A 19736-nucleotide genomic window follows, 5' to 3' on the forward strand; every position below is an offset into this window, starting at 1 on the left:
CTGTCATTATTGAGAAGGAGTCTTTATAACTTCATTAACTAATGAGTGTTCCGTTTCCATCAGCATCAAAATGATAGGTTTCCCCTTTAATAGTAATGTCAATATTTGACAAACGGGCACCTGAGTTAGCATCGTAGTAGTGGATTTTACCATCGACGGTGACTAGTTCACCTTTGGCTTGTTTACCGTTACTGTGGAAGTAGACTGGAACATTGTCAATGGTTTGTTCACCGGTCAAGGCGTACCAGTTTGGACCAAAGTAATACCAACTACCTTCCCATTCATGGTATTGATTTTTAAGAGCAGCGCCTGTTGCTTCATCCAGATAGTAGATGTGGCTACTGTTAGGGATAGTATCACTGTAATACGCATAGATGAGCTCACCTCTACTTTGCATTCCGTAGTAGTATTTACGAGTAGGAAGTCCAAAGTAGTAGAGTTCGCCATCGATAACTTGAACGGAGACTAATTTGTTTCCCTTACCGTCTAAATAATACCAGTGATTATCTTTGGTTTTAACGAAACCAGCTTTTGTGACTTTTTTACCATCAAATCCGATATAGTCTCCACTATCTCCGTGGCCTGTGAATTCTCCGAAGGCCTGATGACCATCTCCAACGATAAGATTCACTTCTTCACCATGAACAATATGTGTTCCTGAGTAAACTTTTCTACCATCTTGACCAACATAATAGCGTTTGCCATCGACTTCGACGATTTGGTCTCGGACAGCAGCACCTGTGTCTTTGTCATAAAAATGATCAGCATTGGCAAAAATACCTTTGGCTTGGACACCGTCTTTATCAAAATAGACTTCTACACCACCTATAGTTTGAGCACCAATTAATTTATCGCCCTTATCATTGACATAGTACCATTTGCCATCTTTTTCGACATAACGGTTGGTAACGAGGGCTCCACTATCTTTATCATAATAATGGCCGTTTGGCGCAAAGTCCCCTTTAACTTGAGAATAGTCATCACGGAAGTAGACATTGACATAATCTATCACTTGTTCACCCTTTAAAGGATAACTAGATTTATCAACATAGTACCATTTACCTCCAGCAGTAACATAACTATTTTTGGCTGTAACTGGAGTCAATTTACCATTTTCATCTGCAATTGATGTTGGGTATCTATCATCTACAGCAATAAAAGTGAAAGCATTGGTGAGGATAGCACCTCTTACGCCGTTAATGTATTTAGAAAACTGAGCATAGTACCAGTTTCCATCAACTTGGAACAGTGGGTTTGGGCTGCCAGGGACATCATCTCTTAGTGAACCAGATTCATCAAAATAGTAGAGTTGTCCATTAATACGCTTGAATCCATGAACAACATGTCCATTTTCATCAGCATAAACGGAAGGTGTCCAGAGGTATCCTCTCAGGTACATGTATCTGATTTTACCCCAGCCATTATAGACTTTTTGTCCCTGTTCATTGTAATAACTTTCAGTACCATCAGGATTCTTGAATTTAGAATAATAGACCATGTCTGGTTGGAAGTAGTACTCTTTACCGTCGATGGTTTTAGGGCCAGTGTAAATATTACCGTCATTGTCATAGTAGTAATAAATGTCGTCGCTGGTTCCGTTAATGTAGCGAGTACTATGATAGAGGGCAATCTTATTATTCCAAAGTTCGCCATTTTCAGGATGGAAATAATATCCTTTACCCTCAATAACTACTCTTTGTCCTTTTGTTTGAAGCCCCTTGTCATTAAAGTGGTAAGTTTTGTCTCCAATTTCTTGAAGGCCAGTCACTTTTTCACCTGTCTTATCTACATAATACCAGTGGTTATCGCCAGTAGTAACAAAAGATTCAGTTGTTAGATGTCCAAGTTCACCATCATAATAATGTCCATCTTGGGCAAAGTTTCCTTTGACCTGTTTACCATCCTTGTCAAAATAGACATGCTGTCCATCAATTAGGTTTGGACCTGTCAGATCCTTGCCATCTTTTTTGTAATGCCAATTGCCTTGTTCATCACTATACCATTGACCACCCGTGATATTCTTTTCAGCAGAGGGAACTTGAGAATTAGGGGTATCAGTATCACTAGTTGTTGGTGACGAATTCTCAGCTGTAACACTTTCACTAGTCGTTGCACTTACCTCAGAATGTGTAGTTTCAGAATTAGCTACTTCCGAACTAGCTGTACTTGTGACTTCAAAGCTTGGTTTTTCAGAAACAGTTTCTGTTGAAGCGACTTCAGAGCTAGGTGCTGGTGTTTCTGACACTGTGGCAGCCTCGCTCGAAGCGGTAGCAGCTGTGTTTTCTGCAGGTTTAGCTATGGCTTCATTACTTGCTGGAGCATCGACGTCAATAGCGCCTTCTTTGATGATGGCTTCAACAGTTGCTTCATTAACAGGTGTAGGTTGTTCTTCAGCTGAAGCGTAGCTGAGTCCTGCAAAACTCAATCCCAGAGCAAGTCCTGTCACTGCAATAGTTACCCAATGTTTTTTAACTTTGTGAAGTTTAAAATGTACTTTCTTTTCCATGATAATTCTCCTTTCATTTTAAACTGTCGTTATTGAGAAGGAGTCTCTATAACTTCATTAACTAATGAGTGTTCCGTTTCCATCCGCATCAAAGTGATAGGTTTGCCCTTTAATAGTAATGTCAATATTTGACAAACGGGCACCTGAGTTGGCATCGTAGTAGTGGATTTTACCATCGACAGTGATTAGTTCCCCTTTAGCTTGTTTACCATCACTGTGGAAGTAGACAGGAACATTGTCAATGGTTTGCTCACCGGTAACTTTATCACCATTGACATCAACGTAGTAGAAATAGTCCTCACAATCGAAGTCTTTGCTTGAAAGTGGGTAGTGACTAATGTCTACTGGTATTGTGTTATCATTGGGATCAAGAATAAAATTATGTGGGTACTGGATAAAAAAGTTATCGACAGGATTACCGTATTTATCTTGAAATTTCCAGTTATAGATATGGACGTAACGGTTTGTTACAAGTGCACCAGTATCCTTATCATAGTAGTGTCCATCAGGAGCAAAACGTCCCTTAACCTGTGCTCCATTAGGGAAGAAGTACATTTTGACATAATCAAGTGTTTGAGGTCCTTTTAGTGGTCGGCCTTCCCTATCAAGGTAATACCAGTCCTTTGCATATATAGTTTCGCCATATATGGTACTACCAACGGAAGTCAATCCTTCTCTAAAAGTATTGGTCACTAGTTCACCAGAATCTTTGTCATAGAATTTACCGTTTTCAGCAACCCTTCCTTTGGTCTGAAAACCCCAAGGATTATCAAAGTATAGTTTTTGACCATTAATTTCAACTTCTCCTGTTGCAGCTGTACCATCTTTTGTAAAATAATACCAAAATCCATTACGTTCGAAAAAGCGATTTTTCAAGACTTTACCACTATGATCAACATAATAGACCTTATTATTTTCATAGATAAAACGATCTCGTAACATTTCTCCAATGTCATATTGTTTATACGTATTTTCTGGACGGAAGTAATAGAAATCGCCATTAATTTCCTGAAGTCCAAGAACTATTTGTCCTTTATCATCAAGGTAGTAGGTTGAATCATTTTCATTAACAAAGCCTGCATGGGTTACTTTGCAACCATTGTCTTTATCATAGTAGTACTTAGGCATGTAATAATATTTGGAGATAAACTTCGGATCTCTTACAAATCCTCCTTTAATCTGTTTACCATTATGGGGATCGAACATAACATCTTGTCCATCAATAATGTAGGCTCCTTTTAGTGGGCTACCGTATTTATTAACATAGTACCAATTACCATTAACTTCAACGTAACGATTGGTTACGAGATTTCCTGTATTGATATCGTAGTAACCTTTAAGGTCATTATATATATCTAAATAGGCCCCTTTGACTTGTTGTCCATTATCCCGGAAGAATACTCTTTGTCCCTTAATGATTTGGGAACCGATAAGGTTTTCTCCGCTTGCATTCTTATAATACCAGTTACCTTGTTCATCGCTATAGTAGCCGTTAGGGTTTGGAGCATCTTTACCAATCCCATTTTCATCAAAGTTATAAGTCATCCCATTGATCGTTAGGCTTGTATTTACAACACGAGCTCCAGAATCAGGATCATAGTAACGGAGGACCCCATTATCAAGAACAAGCTCTCCTTTAGCTTGACGGCCGTTTGAGTAGAGATAGACGATTTGTCCATTAATAAGGGTTTCCCCATCTTTAGGACGAATAGCATTTCCATCATCACCGTAGTAGTACCATTTATCATGTTCTTTAATTGTTTGTTTTTTGACTAACTGACCGGTTTCTGAGTCAAAATAGTAACGACGTGTAATGTTTGTGGGTGTTCCATATTTATTAGAAGTTGGAAGAGTCTTTCCATCTTCTAGCTCTATGCTGATTCCTTTTTGCATGACACCAGAGTCGATTTCGAAATAATAAAGATTACCATCAATCATACGAGTTCCTGTATATTTAGAACCGTCATTATTGATAAAAAATGTTCTTCCTTCTTTATCTTGAACGAGACCTTCTTTTCTAACCCTAGCTCCGGTGTTAGGGTCATAATAGTGCATCTTATCAAGATTACCGGAATACTTTTCACTAAAGTCTCCTTTGACTTGAGTTCCGTCATAATCAAAATAAACTTCTTGCCTATCAATGGTTTGTTCCCCCTTGAGAGGAATACCATCCTTGTCAACATAGTACCAGTTTCCCTTATATTCTAGATAACGTTTGGTTTGTAGTTGACCAGTATTATCATCAAAATAACGGTATAGTTTGTAATTTACGATTTGTGGTCCTTTAATTTGTTTTCCGTCCTCCCAGAAGGAGACTCTTACGTTATCAATCGTTTGATCTCCAGTAAGTTTTTTCCCATTAGCATCTTCATAGTACCAATTCCCCTGTTCATCACTGTAGTAGTGACCGCCAGTGATATTATTTTCAGCAGAGGGAACTTGAGAATTAGGGGTATCAGTATCACTAGTTGTTGGTGACGAATTCTCAGTTGTAACACTCTCACTAGTCGTTGCACTTACCTCAGAATGTGTAGTTTCAGAATTAGCTGCTTCCGAACTAGCTGTGCTTGTGACTTCAGAGCTTGGTTTTTCAGAAACAATTTCTGTTGAAGCCACTTCAGAGGTGACTACAGGTGTTTCTGACACTGTGGCAGCCTCGCTCGAAGCGGTAGTAGTCGTATTTTCTGTAGGTTTAGTTGTGGCTTCACTAGTTGCTGGAGCCTCGACGTCAATAGCACCTTCTTTGATGATGGCTTCAACAGTCGCTTCATTAACGGGGGTAGGCTGTTCTTCAGCTGAAGCGTAGTTAAGGCCTGCAAAACTCAATCCTAAAGTGAGTCCTGTCACTGCAATAGTTACCCAATGTTTTTTAACTTTGTGAAGTTTAAAATGTACTTTCTTTTCCATGATAATTCTCCTTTCATTTTAAACTTTTACATATCACAAATAAGGACTGTCATGAGAGTTTATGAAAAGTGAGCATTGGGTAGAGTCCCTAACGATGTAAGTTAATCTTTTTATGGCAATCCTTATTTTCTCCCAATCTCCTCAATTTCAGTATTGTGAGACTGTTCAAGGCAAACATGAGTTATAGATAAATAATTTTTTGTAACACGAGAATGGTTTGAAATATGTTCTCCTTTCTATGCTTAGACTATCTCGTTTTTTTTAAGGCTATGAGACACAAAAAACTAGAGCTTCCTAGTATGAGGTATCTCCTCTAGAGCTCTAGTTAGAAACGATGTTTTTTTAGAAATGAGCCCTAGTTTTATGGTTGAGCAACTTAGGAATGATTACCCTACAATAAACCGTATTTAGGCATTAGGTAACTAATATCAATCTTTTAGATAATCCCCCAAGTGTCCTTTAAAGCAAAATTAAAACGCTTACATGTTCACCTAGCCTTATTATAATCCTTTTTTAAGAATAAACAACAGAAACTAACGGAATTATCAAAAATGTTAAAGAACTGACATAAAAGATTCTATATTTAGTTTCGTTAGTCAAATAAGAATTCACCTGTGTAAATCATTTATATTTTTAATTTTTGTTCCTCATAGACAGGACCTGGTCTTAGTCAGATGAAAAACTAGAGTCTTTCTATCTAAAATTTTCTTTTCAGAATTGTCTTTTTAGGGTCTACCTCTCTCATAGTTTTGCTATCTCTTAAGGTTAATTGAAGCTTGCTTTAATCTTCAAAAGCCTTTGAAGATAAGCGTTTGAAGGAGTTTGAGAAGCAAAAAAACTCTATTTAGGACCTTACATATGGTGTAAGGTCTCATTTTTACTAATCAAAGTTAATATAACTGAGCTTGTGGCAGAGATTTATGAAAAGAAGATGATTTTTTCCTATTTGTAATTTGTCTGAATATATCATAGAGTAGAGATGACAACAGAAAAAAGGATGATTGATATAGATGGAAAATAAGGTACGTTTTAAACTACACAAGGTTAAGAAAAACTGGGTAACTATTGGGGTGACCACTCTCTCAATGGTTGCCTTGGCAGGTGGAAGCCTCCTAGCTCAAGGAAAAGTAGAGGCCGATGAGACGAGCGCACCTAACGGTGACGGCTTGCAGCAACTGAGTGAGGATGGGACTGCCAGTCTAGTGACGACAACAACTGTTACTGAGCAAGCTAGTGCTCAAGCAAGTGTGTCAGCAGTAGCAACAGCCAGCGTAAGTCACGAAACAAGCTTCCAGGCGGCGACAAGTGCAGTCAGCCAGGAGGCAACTGCTCAAGCACAAACTAGTCCAGTTGCCAGTCAAGAAGTGGCAGTATCTTCGCAAACTCAATCCAGTGGCCAAGAGACACAGACTACTGAACAGGTGTCACAAGGTCAGACATCAACTCAAGTAGCTGGGCAAACAAGTGCTCAGTCTACTCCAAGTGTGACAGAACAAGCAAGACCTAGAGTCTTGACCAATGCAGCGCCAGCAATTGCCACACGCGCTGCTGATAGCACTATTCGTATCAATGCCAACCGCAATACTAACATCACGATTACGGCCAGCGGTACGACACCAAATGTAACCATTATCACAGGGCCAAACACGCCTAAACCAAACGTGACGGTGACAAGTCCAAATGGCACAAGACCAAATGTGACCATTGTAACGCAGCCAAATCAACCCAACAAACCTGTTCAACCAAGTCAACCGTCTCAACCTAACAAGCCGGTCCAACCAAATCAGCCAAGTCTTGACTATAAACCAGTAGCCTCTAACTTGAAGACTATCGATGGCAAGCAGTACTATGTTGAAAATGGCGTCGTGAAAAAGAACGCAGCCATTGAGCTTGATGGGCGTCTTTATTATTTCGATGAGACTGGAGCTATGGTGGATCAAAGTAAACCTTTGTATCGTGCCGATGCCATTCCAAATAACTCTATCTATGCGGTTTATAACCAGGCCTATGATACGTCAAGTAAGAGTTTTGAACACTTGGATAATTTCTTGACGGCTGATAGCTGGTACCGTCCAAAACAGATTTTGAAGGATGGGAAGAATTGGACAGCTTCAACTGAGAAAGATTATCGTCCACTTTTGATGACTTGGTGGCCAGACAAGGTGACACAGGTCAACTACCTCAACTATATGAGCCAACAAGGGTTTGGTAATAAGACCTATACGACAGATATGATGAGCTATGACTTGGCAGCTGCTGCCGAAACGGTTCAACGAGGCATCGAGGAACGTATTGGTCGTGAGGGCAATACCACTTGGCTTCGCCAGTTGATGTCAGACTTCATCAAAACACAGCCTGGCTGGAACTCTGAGAGTGAGGACAATCTCTTAGTTGGTAAAGACCACTTGCAAGGAGGCGCTCTGACCTTCCTAAATAATAGTGCGACAAGTCATGCCAATTCAGATTTCCGCCTCATGAACCGCACACCGACTAACCAAACGGGGACACGCAAATATCATATTGACCGTTCAAATGGTGGTTACGAGTTGCTCTTGGCTAACGATATCGACAACTCTAACCCAGCTGTTCAGGCAGAGCAACTAAACTGGCTCCACTACATCATGAACATTGGTTCTATCCTTGGCAATGATCCAAGTGCCAACTTTGACGGTGTTCGTATCGATGCGGTGGACAATGTGGATGCGGATCTCTTGCAGATTGCTTCTGATTACTTCAAGGAAAAATACCGTGTCGCAGATAATGAAGCAAATGCCATTGCTCATTTGTCAATCCTTGAAGCTTGGTCATACAACGACCACCAATACAACAAGGATACCAAGGGTGCTCAGTTGTCTATCGACAATCCACTACGTGAAACGCTTTTGACGACTTTCTTGCGTAAGAGCAATTACCGTGGCAGCTTGGAGCGCGTGATTACTAACTCTCTTAACAATCGTTCAAGTGAGCAGAAACACACGCCACGTGATGCCAATTATATTTTCGTGCGAGCCCATGATAGTGAAGTGCAAGCTGTTTTGGCTAATATCATCAGCAAGCAGATTAATCCAAAAACAGATGGTTTCACCTTCACTATGGATGAGCTCAAACAGGCCTTCGAAATCTACAATGCGGACATGCGCAAGGCTGATAAAAAGTACACCCAGTACAATATCCCAGCTGCCTATGCCACAATGTTGACCAACAAGGATAGTATCACTCGTGTTTACTACGGGGACCTCTTTACCGACGATGGCCAATACATGGCTGAAAAATCACCGTACTATAATGCCATCGATGCCCTGCTCCGTGCTCGCATCAAATATGTAGCAGGTGGTCAAGACATGAAGGTTACTAAGCTTAATGGCTATGAAATCATGTCATCTGTGCGTTATGGTAAGGGGGCAGAAGAAGCCAACCAGCTTGGTACTGCTGAAACACGCAACCAAGGAATGCTGGTCCTTACAGCCAACCGTCCAGATATGAAGTTGGGAGCTAATGATCGTCTGGTAGTCAATATGGGAGCTGCCCACAAAAATCAGGCTTACCGTCCATTGCTTCTCAGCAAATCGACAGGTCTTGCGACCTACCTCAAGGATTCTGATGTACCAGCTGGATTGGTTCGCTATACGGACAATCAAGGGAACTTGACCTTCACGGCAGATGATATTGCTGGTCATTCAACCGTTGAAGTTTCAGGTTATTTGGCAGTTTGGGTGCCAGTGGGTGCCTCAGAAAACCAAGATGCCCGAACCAAGGCTTCGACGACCAAGAAGGGTGAGCAGGTCTTTGAATCATCAGCAGCTCTTGATTCACAAGTCATTTACGAAGGCTTCTCAAACTTCCAAGATTTCGTTAAGACACCAAGTCAGTACACCAACCGTGTTATTGCTCAAAATGCCAAACTCTTCAAAGAGTGGGGAATCACTTCCTTTGAATTTGCGCCACAGTATGTGTCTAGCCAAGACGGCACTTTCTTGGATTCTATCATTGAAAATGGCTACGCCTTCGAGGACCGCTACGATATTGCCATGAGCAAGAACAACAAATACGGTTCACTCAAAGACCTCATGGATGCCCTTCGTGCCCTTCACGCAGAAGGTATCTCAGCCATTGCTGACTGGGTTCCAGATCAAATTTACAATCTCCCTGGAAAAGAAGTGGTAACAGCTTCTCGTACCAATAGCTACGGTACACCACGTCCAAATGCTGAAATCTACAATAGCCTCTACGCAGCTAAAACACGTACCTTTGGAAATGACTTCCAAGGCAAGTACGGTGGTGCCTTCCTTGATGAATTGAAGGCAAAATACCCAGCAATCTTTGAGCGCGTGCAGATTTCAAACGGCCGTAAATTGACTACCAATGAGAAAATCACGCAATGGTCAGCCAAGTATTTCAATGGAAGCAATATCCAAGGTACTGGAGCTCGCTATGTCCTACAAGATAACGCTACCAACCAATACTTCAGCGTCAAAGCAGGTCAAACCTTCCTTCCTAAACAAATGACTGAAATTACTGGAAGTGGTTTCCGTAGGGTTGGAGATGATGTCCAATACCTCTCAATTGGTGGCTACCTTGCTAAGAATACCTTTATTCAAGTCGGTGCCAACCAGTGGTATTACTTTGATAAGAATGGCAACATGGTCACAGGTGAGCAGGTCATTGATGGCAAGAAATACTTCTTCCTAGACAATGGTCTCCAGCTACGTCATGTCCTTCGCCAAGGTAGTGATGGTCATGTGTATTATTACGATCCTAAAGGGGTTCAGGCCTTTAACGGATTTTATGATTTTGCGGGTCCTCGCCAAGACGTTCGCTACTTTGATGGCAACGGTCAAATGTATCGTGGCCTCCACGACATGTATGGCACAACCTTCTATTTTGATGAAAAGACTGGTATTCAAGCCAAAGACAAGTTCATCCGTTTTGCGGACGGACGCACGCGTTACTTCATCCCAGATACAGGAAATCTCGCAGTCAACCGATTTGCGCAAAATCCTGAGAACAAGGCTTGGTATTACCTCGATAGCAACGGTTATGCCGTGACAGGACTACAAACCATTAACGGTAAGCAGTATTACTTTGACAATGAAGGACGTCAGGTTAAGGGACACTTTGTCACTATCAATAACCAACGTTACTTCCTTGATGGTGATAGTGGTGAAATTGCTCGCTCACGCTTTGTGACGGAAAACAACAAGTGGTACTATGTCGATGGCAATGGTAAACTGGTTAAAGGTGCTCAGGTCATCAATGGTAATCACTACTATTTCAACAATGATTATAGCCAAGTCAAGGGTGCCTGGGCCAACGGCCGTTACTATGATGGTGACTCAGGTCAGGCCGTAAGCAACCGCTTTGTCCAAATCGGTGCCAACAAATGGGCTTATCTCAACCAAAATGGTCAAAAGGTAGTTGGTCTCCAGCATATCAATGGTAAACTTTACTATTTTGAAGGCAACGGTGTCCAAGCTAAAGGGAAACTTCTGACATACAGAGGCAAGAAATACTACTTTGATGCCAATAGTGGTGAAGCCGTAACCAATCGCTTTATCCAAGTTTCTCGCGGTGTTTGGTATTACTTTAACGCCTCAGGACAAGCAGTAACGGGTGAGCAAGTCATCAACGGTCAACACCTCTACTTTGACGCTTCTGGCCGTCAGGTCAAAGGCCGTTACGTCTGGGTTAAAGGCCAACGTCGTTACTATGACGCCAATACTGGAGCTTGGGTCAGAAATCGATAAGGGGCAGAAGAAAATGTGATTTTGGGACTATCCTAGATGCTTTTAGATTAAAATTCAGTAGGTACCTTCCCAGTCTCACCACTTTTAAGCACTTGAAACAAAATGTTTCAAGTGCTTTTCTTTTATTACTATCTCTTGATATGTCAAGCAGATTGTAAGTAAACAATGAGTTTGATTAAGAGAATCGTCAATAGACTGCTTACTTTAGCTTTAAATTATGCTCAGTCATTCTAATGAAGAAGGTGGTGAAAGTGCTAAAAGTCGGAATTTCTGTGTACTTTTTAAAAAATCTGAACGTTTTTTGGTAACGTTTTCTAACATATAAAAGCTATAGCTATATATCTTAGGCTTATTTTTTCAAATGGATTATGGGTAGAAGGTTAGTCTTATGAGAATAGGGTTATGCATCTGTAATTGTATTCGTTTCCAAAATCCCTTAACATAGAATAGAGAAATAAAGTTATATTGAAAGGTGTATGTTATGGAAAAGAAAGTTGGATTTAAGTTACACAAGGTCAAGAAAAATTGGGTAACCATTGGAGTTAGTACGCTGTCGATGGTTGCACTTGCGGGTGGAGCCTTTTTGTCAGACCAATCGGCACAAGCAGATGAAGTGTCACTACCTAATGGTGACGGTTTTGAACAAACAGATGCAGGTATTGAATCAAGTGCCTCAATGATTAATGAAAGCTATTCGCCAACCTTGACAGAAGATGCTGGCCATTTGTCAGCGGTGTCATCTAACTATGGCAGTCAAACAAGCTCAAGCTACGAGTCTTCATCATCTGCCTCAACAGGAGGCTCATCACAGACTGTGGTAGGTGGTGGAGCTGGTCAAGTGAGCTCGTCACAATCTTCTCAAGTAGTAGGAACACAAAACTCTAATTCATCACAAACGGGTTCTGCTTACCAATCAAGTAGCAGCTCAGCATCAGTAAGTGCTAGTGCGTCAAGTTCGTCAAGCTCATCAAGTTCAGCTTGGTATTCTTACTCGTCGTCATCATCTTGGTCATCATCATCGTCAGCTAGCGGTTTTGCGACAATTACGACAAGTTCGTCTGACTCAAACGGCATTCATTGGAATGGTGGTCGAAACACGACGATTACCATCACGGCTTCAGGAACAACTCCGAATGTGACTATCGTTTCGAACTCTAATAAACTGTTTCCAAATGTGACAGTAGGTCAATCAAACGGTTCAAATGCTAATGTCACTATCATTTCACAAGGAAATCAACAAAATAACTCAGGTTACCAAATCATCTCAGGCGAGACTAAGCCAAGTGTTGATTCGAACAATGCCAAGTCTTCATTTGTCCGTGTAGGCGAGAACCAATGGTATTATTACGACCAATATGGCCAAAAGGTCAAAGGTGAAAAGGTCATCGATGGTAAGGCTTATTACTTCCTTGAAAATGGTCTTCAAGCTCGTGACTCACTTGTTAAAGGTAGCGATGGCTACACTTATTATTACGATAAAAATGGTGTGAAAGCTATCAACGGTTTCTACGATTTTGCAGGTTACCGTAAGGATGTCCGCTATTTTGACTGTTATGGTCACATGGCTACTGGTCTCCTTGAAATGGGTGGCACAACCTTCTACTTTGATACACAAACAGGTATCCAAGCTAAAGACAAGTTTATTCGCTTCTCAGATGGCCGTATCCGTTACTTCATTCCTGATACTGGTAATATGGCTGTAAATACCTCTGTTCAAAATAAAGAAAACCAAGCTTGGTACTACCTAGATGAACATGGTTACGCTGTGACAGGAAAACGTATCATCAATGGTAAAGAATATTGCTTTGACTCAGAAGGCCGTCAAATCAAAGGTCAGATGATGCAACAAGGCAACAAGCAATACTACATTTCTGCCCAAACTGGTGAAATGGCTGTTTCACGCTTTATCTTTGAAAATAACAACTGGTATTATGCGGATGCTTTTGGTTGCCTCGTTCAAGGTGCAAAAGTGATTGATGGTAAACTCTATTACTTCAACAAAGACCACAGTCAGTTAAAAGGTGGCTGGGCTGAAGGACGTTACTATGATGCCGTCACTGGTCAAGCAGTAATCAACCAATTCATTCAAATTGCGGCTAACCAATGGGCTTACCTTAACCAAGATGGTCACAAAGTAACAGGTCTTCAAAATATTAACAATAAAGTTTACTATTTTGGTAGCAATGGTGCTCAAGTCAAAGGTAAATTGCTCACTGTCCAAGGTAAGAAATGTTACTTTGATGCCCACACAGGTGAGCAAGTGGTAAACCGCTTTGTCGAAGCTGCACGTGGCTGCTGGTATTACTTTAACTCAGCTGGCCAAGCAGTGACTGGACAACAGGTCATCAATGGTAAACAACTTTACTTCGACGGTTCAGGTCGTCAAGTTAAAGGACGTTATGTTTATGTTGGTGGTAAACGACTCTTCTGCGATGCCAAAACTGGTGAATTGAGACAGCGTCGCTAATTAATATGTACTTTAAAAATCTAGAGATTTTTTCCCTTTCCAATATCAATTATTAATTTTTCCCATCAAATCTCTAGGTGATTAAATAATTCAAGAGTCCGAGACAAAAATAGTTTTCAACCACAAAAAAGCTAGAGATTTCCAATTGTGGAACTCTAGCTTTTTAATTTTGAGTCGTTCTCTTATTGTATTTTAGGAGGTTATTGGCCATGAGAACCAATCCCATGTCAATTTTAACCTGTCGTTTGCCTCTTAGATTACGTCTCTTGTAACCCAAACAAGCCTTTATCTGACCAAAGACAGGTTCCACATCAATCTTGCGTTGAGCGAAAATTTGTCTACCTTCGTCAGATAAAAGCGTTTGACTTTCTTTTACTTTTAAGTGCTGATAGCGTACGTTCATTTTGAGGAGCTGATTCAGGTTGTTCTGCCTTATAAACCCTGATTTCCTGTTTAAAACCTGTCGTGGTATGGTTGTGTTTGACGTGGTCAAACTGGTATACCCACCCCTCTGGATGGGTGTAGGAATCAGCCGTCCCATCGTAAGTCCAATTATCCAAATTCCTATCAGATTCTTTGTGTTTTTTCTTCTGTTCCTTATCAAAAAGACTATATTTAATCAAATGATCAACACCCATCCTATCCAAGGTGAGAAGATTCTCCTCGCTATCGTATCCCGCATCGGCGACAACTCTTTTTAACTCATGTGGATAGCTTTCTAAAAAAGGAAACAGCATGCTGGTGTCTGTTGGATTTGAGAAGACATCATAGTGAAGCTCAAATTGGTTTTCAGTAGCGATTTGAAGATTATAACCAGCCTTAAGTTGTCCATTTCTCATATGGTCTTCTTTCATCCGCCTAAAAGTGGCATCTGGATCGGTTTTAGAAAAGCTGTTGCGCCCTTCAAATGTCTCTTGATAGTTCTCATCTTTTTCAGCACGTACTGAAAAATCATCCTTAACTTTACGCAGGACTTTCTTGAGCTTACGACGTTGAGTTTTACGTTCGTCCTTTCCTTTAACTGGTGTTTCCTCAATATCATGGCTTAGTTCAGCCAATTCTTCTTCAAGAAGCTGAGCGAACTCAGTCAACTGTTCTGAGGAGATAGGTTCTTGTGTATCCAGTTCAATAGCTTGATGGATAAGAGTTGTGATTTCTTCTTGGAAATAGACCTGCATCTGTTCTTGAAGTTTAGCGGATAATTTTTCTGTCGCTTTTTTCCAAACAAAGCTGTACTTATTGGCGTTAGCTTCAATCTTAGTTCCGTCAATAAACAAACAATCTAAGGTCACTAACTCTTCTATTTTTAAACGAAGATTGAGGTCGATGAAAAGATTACGAATGAGGTCTTCCATCCCTTCAGCGACTCGAAAACGATTGATGGTACGGTAGCTGACAACCAACTGTCCTGTTAGGTATTGAATAACGAGATTTTTAATCATCATTTTTTCAATTTTTCGACCAGAGAAAATTCCTTGTGAATAGGTAAATAGAAGAGTAGATACAAGCATTTTAGGGTGATAAGACGGACGACCGAAGGCATGATAGAAGGCCTGGAAGTAACTGTCATCTTGTGCATTGACAACCTTTTCGATGGTGAAAACGATGTGGTCTTGAGGTAAGATGCAAGCAAGTTCTAGTGGTAAAGTTGTTTGATTTGTGTTATAGCGAATGTGCATGGGATGGCCTTTCTAAATGGTTTTTTGGCCAATTCTATTTCACCAAGACTATCACAATCATGCAAAAAGCAACGGCATAAAACCGTTGCTTTTTGGAGCTAAAGGACTTTTGTCCCAGACTCTTTATCCCACGACGATAACGATAATGCCTTCAAATACGACAAGAAGAAGTGTTAGTAAATTTTGCTTTTTCATGTGATAATCCTCACTTTTGTTTTTCTTTATTGTATGATATGATGAAAGCAAATGAAAATTATTCCCATATATGCGTGATGGAGGTGTAGTATGAAAAAATTTGGAGAAATTTTTAAAAAGTTTCGAGAATCGAGAGGATTACGATTAAAAGACGTCGCAAAGGCTGGTATATCAACGTCTCAGCTCTCTCGATTTGAGAAAGGAGAAACAGATTTAACGATTTCAAAGTTCATGTTTATTTTAGATGAAATCAATATGCCAATAGATGAATTTATGTATGCGGTCCATGATTTTCATAGAGATGAGTTAAACGAACTGTTATCGAAAGTACGTCATTTTGTGTCAACACGTGACGTAGAAGGTATGAAAAAATTACTTTATTCTCAGATGGAACTGGAAGATAGGCGAGAAAAATTTCATCAAATCAATATTATTTTATTGAAAATTCGTCTACAGGATTTATCAGGAGAAACTTACTATACAAAGGATGATTTGACATATTTAACAGATTATCTCTTTAGTGTAGAATACTGGGGGTACTATGAGTTATTGATTTTCTCGAATACTTTAGATGTATTAAATCATGATGTTTTCATGGTCTTAGCAAGAGAAATGTTTAGGCGTTCTGATTTTTACAAAGAAATTCCAAATAACAGACGATTAATTTCAACGATGCTTTTAAATGGATATATTACATGTGTTGAAAGAGAAAAATTTATGGATGCTTTATATTTTGAAAAGCAGCTAAATCAATGCTTTTTTATTGAGACAGAAGTATATGAACGTTTAGTCTTTAAGTATGCACAAAATCTTTATCAATATAAAGAGGATGGAAATGTGAAAGCAATTATTGAAATGAAGAAGTGTGTTGGAGCGATGAAATTAGCAGGAAGTCATCACTTAGCAAAGACTTATGAAGGACATTAAGAAAATATTTTAGCTAGTAGTTAGAAAATGCAAATATGGGAATATTTTATTGTAAGTGTTGAAAAGGAATATAATCACAGTATCATATTCGAAAGGAGTACCAAATATGTCTAAAGAGCTTGAAAAAGTCCTTGAGTCTAGTTCAATGGCAAAAGGTGACGGCTGGAAGGTGATGGCAAAAGGTGACGGCTGGAAGTGATAAAGTAATTTATCCCATAAGTTAAGCAGAGGCTATATTTTCCTCTGCTTTTTTAGAAAGGTATTCAATATGATGACAATTTCAGAAGATTTTTTATTTAGACTAGAAAAGTTTGGTGGAATTTTGATAAATAAAGTAACTTTTGACCGAATTGAGTTAGATGAGAGTGAAGCTTATTTTCTTTATTTGGTTCAAAATCATGGTTTTGAAATTGCTACGTCCTTTTTTAAGAAAGAAATAAAAGCAGGAAAACTAGAGCGAGTACTCTTATTAAATATCTATTCTGATAATAATATTGAGGGATCATCGAAAAATCCTGACGAGACTCTTCAAAATGCGAGAAAGCATGTAGCAAAATTAAAAAAACATAACATATTGAGTTTTCCGCTTGAACTAGTAATATACCCCAGTATGTACTGTGATTTAAAATGTGGTTTTTGTTTTTTAGCAAATCGTGAAGATAGAAATGCCAAACCTGCTAAAGATTGGGAAAGAATTTTGCGCCAAGCAAAAGATAATGGAGTGTTAAGTGTTTCAATTTTAGGAGGGGAACCGACTAGATATTTTGATATTGATAATTTGTTGATAGCTTGTGAAGAACTGAAGATAAAGACTACTATAACAACTAATGCCCAATTAATAAAGAAAAGTACAGTGGAAATTCTAGTTAAATCTAAATATATTACACCGGTTTTATCTTTGCAGACTTTAGATCCTAAATTAAATTTTGAATTAATGGGGGTGAGACCTGATAGACAAATTAAATTAGCGAAGTACTTTAAAGAGGTTGGAAAAAAATGTAGAATTAATGCAGTGTATACAAAGCAAAGCTATGAGCAGATTATAGAATTGGTTGATTTTTGTATAGAGAATAAAATAGATAGATTTTCAGTAGCTAATTATTCTGAGGTAACAGGATATACGAAAATAAAGAAAAAATACGATTTAGCTGATTTGAGAAGGTTGAATGAGTATGTTACAGATTATATAACTCAACGGGAAGCTAATTTAAATTTTGCTACTGAGGGATGTCATCTTTTCACCGCTTATCCGGAGTTGATAAATAATTCAATTGAATTTTCAGAGTTTGACGAAATGTATTATGGATGTCGTGCAAAATATACTAAGATGGAAATAATGTCTAATGGGGATATCTTGCCTTGCATTGCTTTTTTAGGAGTTAATCAAACTAAGCAGAATGCCTTTGAAAAAGATTTGTTAGATGTTTGGTATGATGATCCGTTGTATGGAGGGATTCGTTCTTTTAGAACGAAGAATTCTAAGTGTTTATCTTGTGGATTGTTAAAAATTTGCGAGGGTGGCTTCTATGTTAACTTGATTAAGGAGAAGAGTCCAAAATATTTTAGAGACCCAGTTTGTAACTTATGAGTAAGAAGATTTTTAATTTATACGGAATGAATATGTTTCTATCTGGATTACCGTACTACTTTGTAGGAATTTTACTATTAAAGCACTTAGGTTTTTCGTTCACAGAAATAGCTACTTTATCAGTTATTACTGAGCTATGTGGTTCAGTTTTTGATATTCCTTTAAGTTATATTTCAAGTAAGATTGGTTACAAGAAAATTTTGGCTATTTCAAATTTATTATTAATTTTAGCATTATGGGGCCTATTGTTTGGAAAATCAAATATAATATATATTTCAGCGATATTTTTTGGATTGTCAGAATCATTATCTTCAGGAGTTCTTATTTCTTATAATTTTGAAATAATTGATGACGAAGTTGTATATAAATCATTTTTGAAAAATCTCAACACATTAAAATATATTTTTATTGCTATTATTACGATTATATCTCCACCTTTATTGCATAGGAATTATATTTATCCTATTATTATATCCATTGTATTTGTAATTTTCAGTCTATTATATTTAATAGGATTACCCGAGATTAAAAAGGAACAAAATAATAAACAAAAATTTTTTAGTCTCGATAATATTCAAAATATTCCATGGTTATTAATAATATTAGGAGTAGCATTCTCAACTCTAATTATGATTAGCAATTCTTATGCAGGGATATTCTTAAATGAACAGGGACTTTCACTAGATATGCTGGGAATTATACTATTTATGTTTAATATATCTATGGCTTTGGGGAGTTATCTAAAAATTAAGTTTGAAGTAAGCTTGATGTTACCAGTATTAGCTATACTCATGTTTTTTCAAACTAATCTAATCATCCAAATTATAATCCTTTTATTAATGCGTGTTCTTAATTCCAACTACAATAATCATTTTTATTATAAATTTAATATGTCAATAGAAAAAAATAGAGCAGTATCATGGTCAGTATATAATTTGTTTATTTCGATTAGTTTTATGTTAGCTGATTTCCTAGCTGGTATTTTTGCTGATAACTTTAGTATTAGGAGCAATTATTTAATATTTGGTATAGTAGCTCTTTGTTGCTTAGTATCTTATTCATTTTCTAACAGAGAGAAAAGAACTTAAAAGTTGTATTTCTAATTCATTTGCCAAATTATTGATAGCACAATTGTTTGCAAATTTAGCAGATATTTTCTTTAGAGTATAAGATTGAATGATATGCTTGGTATTAAGTATATGTCAGTTATGGTTATTTGTCCTACTGGTAGGGCTAATGACGGTAGTATTTTAGCAGATAAAAAACAACTGCTTCAGCTTACGATCTTTACACTCTAGCGGATGAAGCCCTTCCGTCAAGTGTCTGCTGATCATGCCTATAAGGAAGGGGAAGGTGACAAATCCCTAGCCTATTGGCGTCAGGTTCATGAGGACTGTTTCGTCGAGTGGCTGAGAGAGGCAGGAATGACTTTTACACCTAACAGCAAGGTTGTTTTAGAAGAATTTCGCAAGGTTTATCCATTATAGAACATGAGAGTGGGACAGAAATCGGTAATTCGTTAGAATTCGATTTCTGTCCCACCTCCGCACAATTGAGTAGGGCTGTAAAAGCTGATGAAATCAGCGTAGTAGAGCCCACTCAACCACTGCGTCTTGCTCGACAATCCAAAGACAATTGAGAGGCTAGGACTTTTGTCCCAGCCTCTTTGATTTTAGAGGAAGATTTGCCTTGGCTTATGAAATGATAGCAGTAACTCCTTATA

8 protein-coding genes and 3 pseudogenes are annotated in these 19736 nt (G+C 38.7%); 8 read left to right on the forward strand and 3 right to left on the reverse strand.

Annotation, left to right across the window (positions count from 1 at the left end; genetic code table 11):
- Positions 1 to 34: 34 nt before the first annotated feature.
- Positions 35 to 2506 (reverse strand): KxYKxGKxW signal peptide domain-containing protein, encoded by a 2472-nt coding sequence (locus V471_RS05995; RefSeq protein WP_002883855.1) that lies wholly within the window; start codon positions 2504 to 2506, stop codon positions 35 to 37.
- 57 nt (positions 2507 to 2563) lie between these two features.
- Complete coding sequence (locus tag V471_RS06000) at positions 2564 to 5413, reverse strand: KxYKxGKxW signal peptide domain-containing protein (RefSeq protein WP_084871231.1); 2850 nt, start codon at positions 5411 to 5413, stop codon at positions 2564 to 2566.
- Positions 5414 to 6423: 1010 nt separating this feature from the next.
- On the opposite strand from V471_RS06000, the gene V471_RS06005 reads away from it, so the two are divergent.
- Positions 6424 to 11157, forward strand: a complete 4734-nt coding sequence (locus V471_RS06005; protein WP_084871232.1) for a glycoside hydrolase family 70 protein — start codon at positions 6424 to 6426, stop codon at positions 11155 to 11157.
- 481 nt (positions 11158 to 11638) lie between these two features.
- Complete coding sequence (locus V471_RS06010; RefSeq protein WP_084871233.1) at positions 11639 to 13624, forward strand: KxYKxGKxW signal peptide domain-containing protein; 1986 nt, start codon at positions 11639 to 11641, stop codon at positions 13622 to 13624.
- Positions 13625 to 13787: 163 nt separating this feature from the next.
- Here the strand turns inward: V471_RS06010 and V471_RS06020 are convergent.
- Positions 13788 to 15303: pseudogene (locus V471_RS06020) on the reverse strand (IS1182 family transposase).
- Positions 15304 to 15588: 285 nt separating this feature from the next.
- On the opposite strand from V471_RS06020, the gene V471_RS06025 reads away from it, so the two are divergent.
- The 6 genes and pseudogenes from V471_RS06025 to V471_RS06045 form a co-directional block, all read left to right on the forward strand.
- Positions 15589 to 16425: an Rgg/GadR/MutR family transcriptional regulator gene (locus V471_RS06025; protein WP_084871235.1), complete on the forward strand. Its 837-nt coding sequence runs from the start codon at positions 15589 to 15591 to the stop codon at positions 16423 to 16425.
- Positions 16426 to 16531: 106 nt separating this feature from the next.
- Entirely contained in the window at positions 16532 to 16624 is a 93-nt protein-coding gene (locus tag V471_RS11215) for a KxxxW-cyclized peptide pheromone (RefSeq protein WP_084871236.1), read from the forward strand.
- A 69-nt stretch (positions 16625 to 16693) separates the two neighbouring features.
- Complete coding sequence (gene kwcM / locus V471_RS06035) at positions 16694 to 18013, forward strand: KxxxW cyclic peptide radical SAM maturase (protein ID WP_084871237.1); 1320 nt, start codon at positions 16694 to 16696, stop codon at positions 18011 to 18013.
- The gene (locus V471_RS06040; protein ID WP_011681382.1) at positions 18010 to 19101 is read left to right on the forward strand and encodes an MFS transporter; all 1092 of its coding nucleotides are present in this window, start codon (positions 18010 to 18012) and stop codon (positions 19099 to 19101) included. Before kwcM ends, V471_RS06040 begins: the two co-directional genes overlap by 4 nt.
- A gap of 7 nt (positions 19102 to 19108) precedes the next feature.
- A pseudogene (locus V471_RS11430) lies at positions 19109 to 19180 on the forward strand (MFS transporter); the annotation flags it as partial.
- A gap of 134 nt (positions 19181 to 19314) precedes the next feature.
- A pseudogene (locus V471_RS06045) lies at positions 19315 to 19500 on the forward strand (ASCH domain-containing protein); the annotation flags it as partial.
- Positions 19501 to 19736 lie beyond the last annotated feature (236 nt).

Origin of the sequence: Streptococcus salivarius, assembly GCF_002094975.1 — a bacterium.
GTDB lineage: Bacteria > Bacillota > Bacilli > Lactobacillales > Streptococcaceae > Streptococcus > Streptococcus salivarius_D.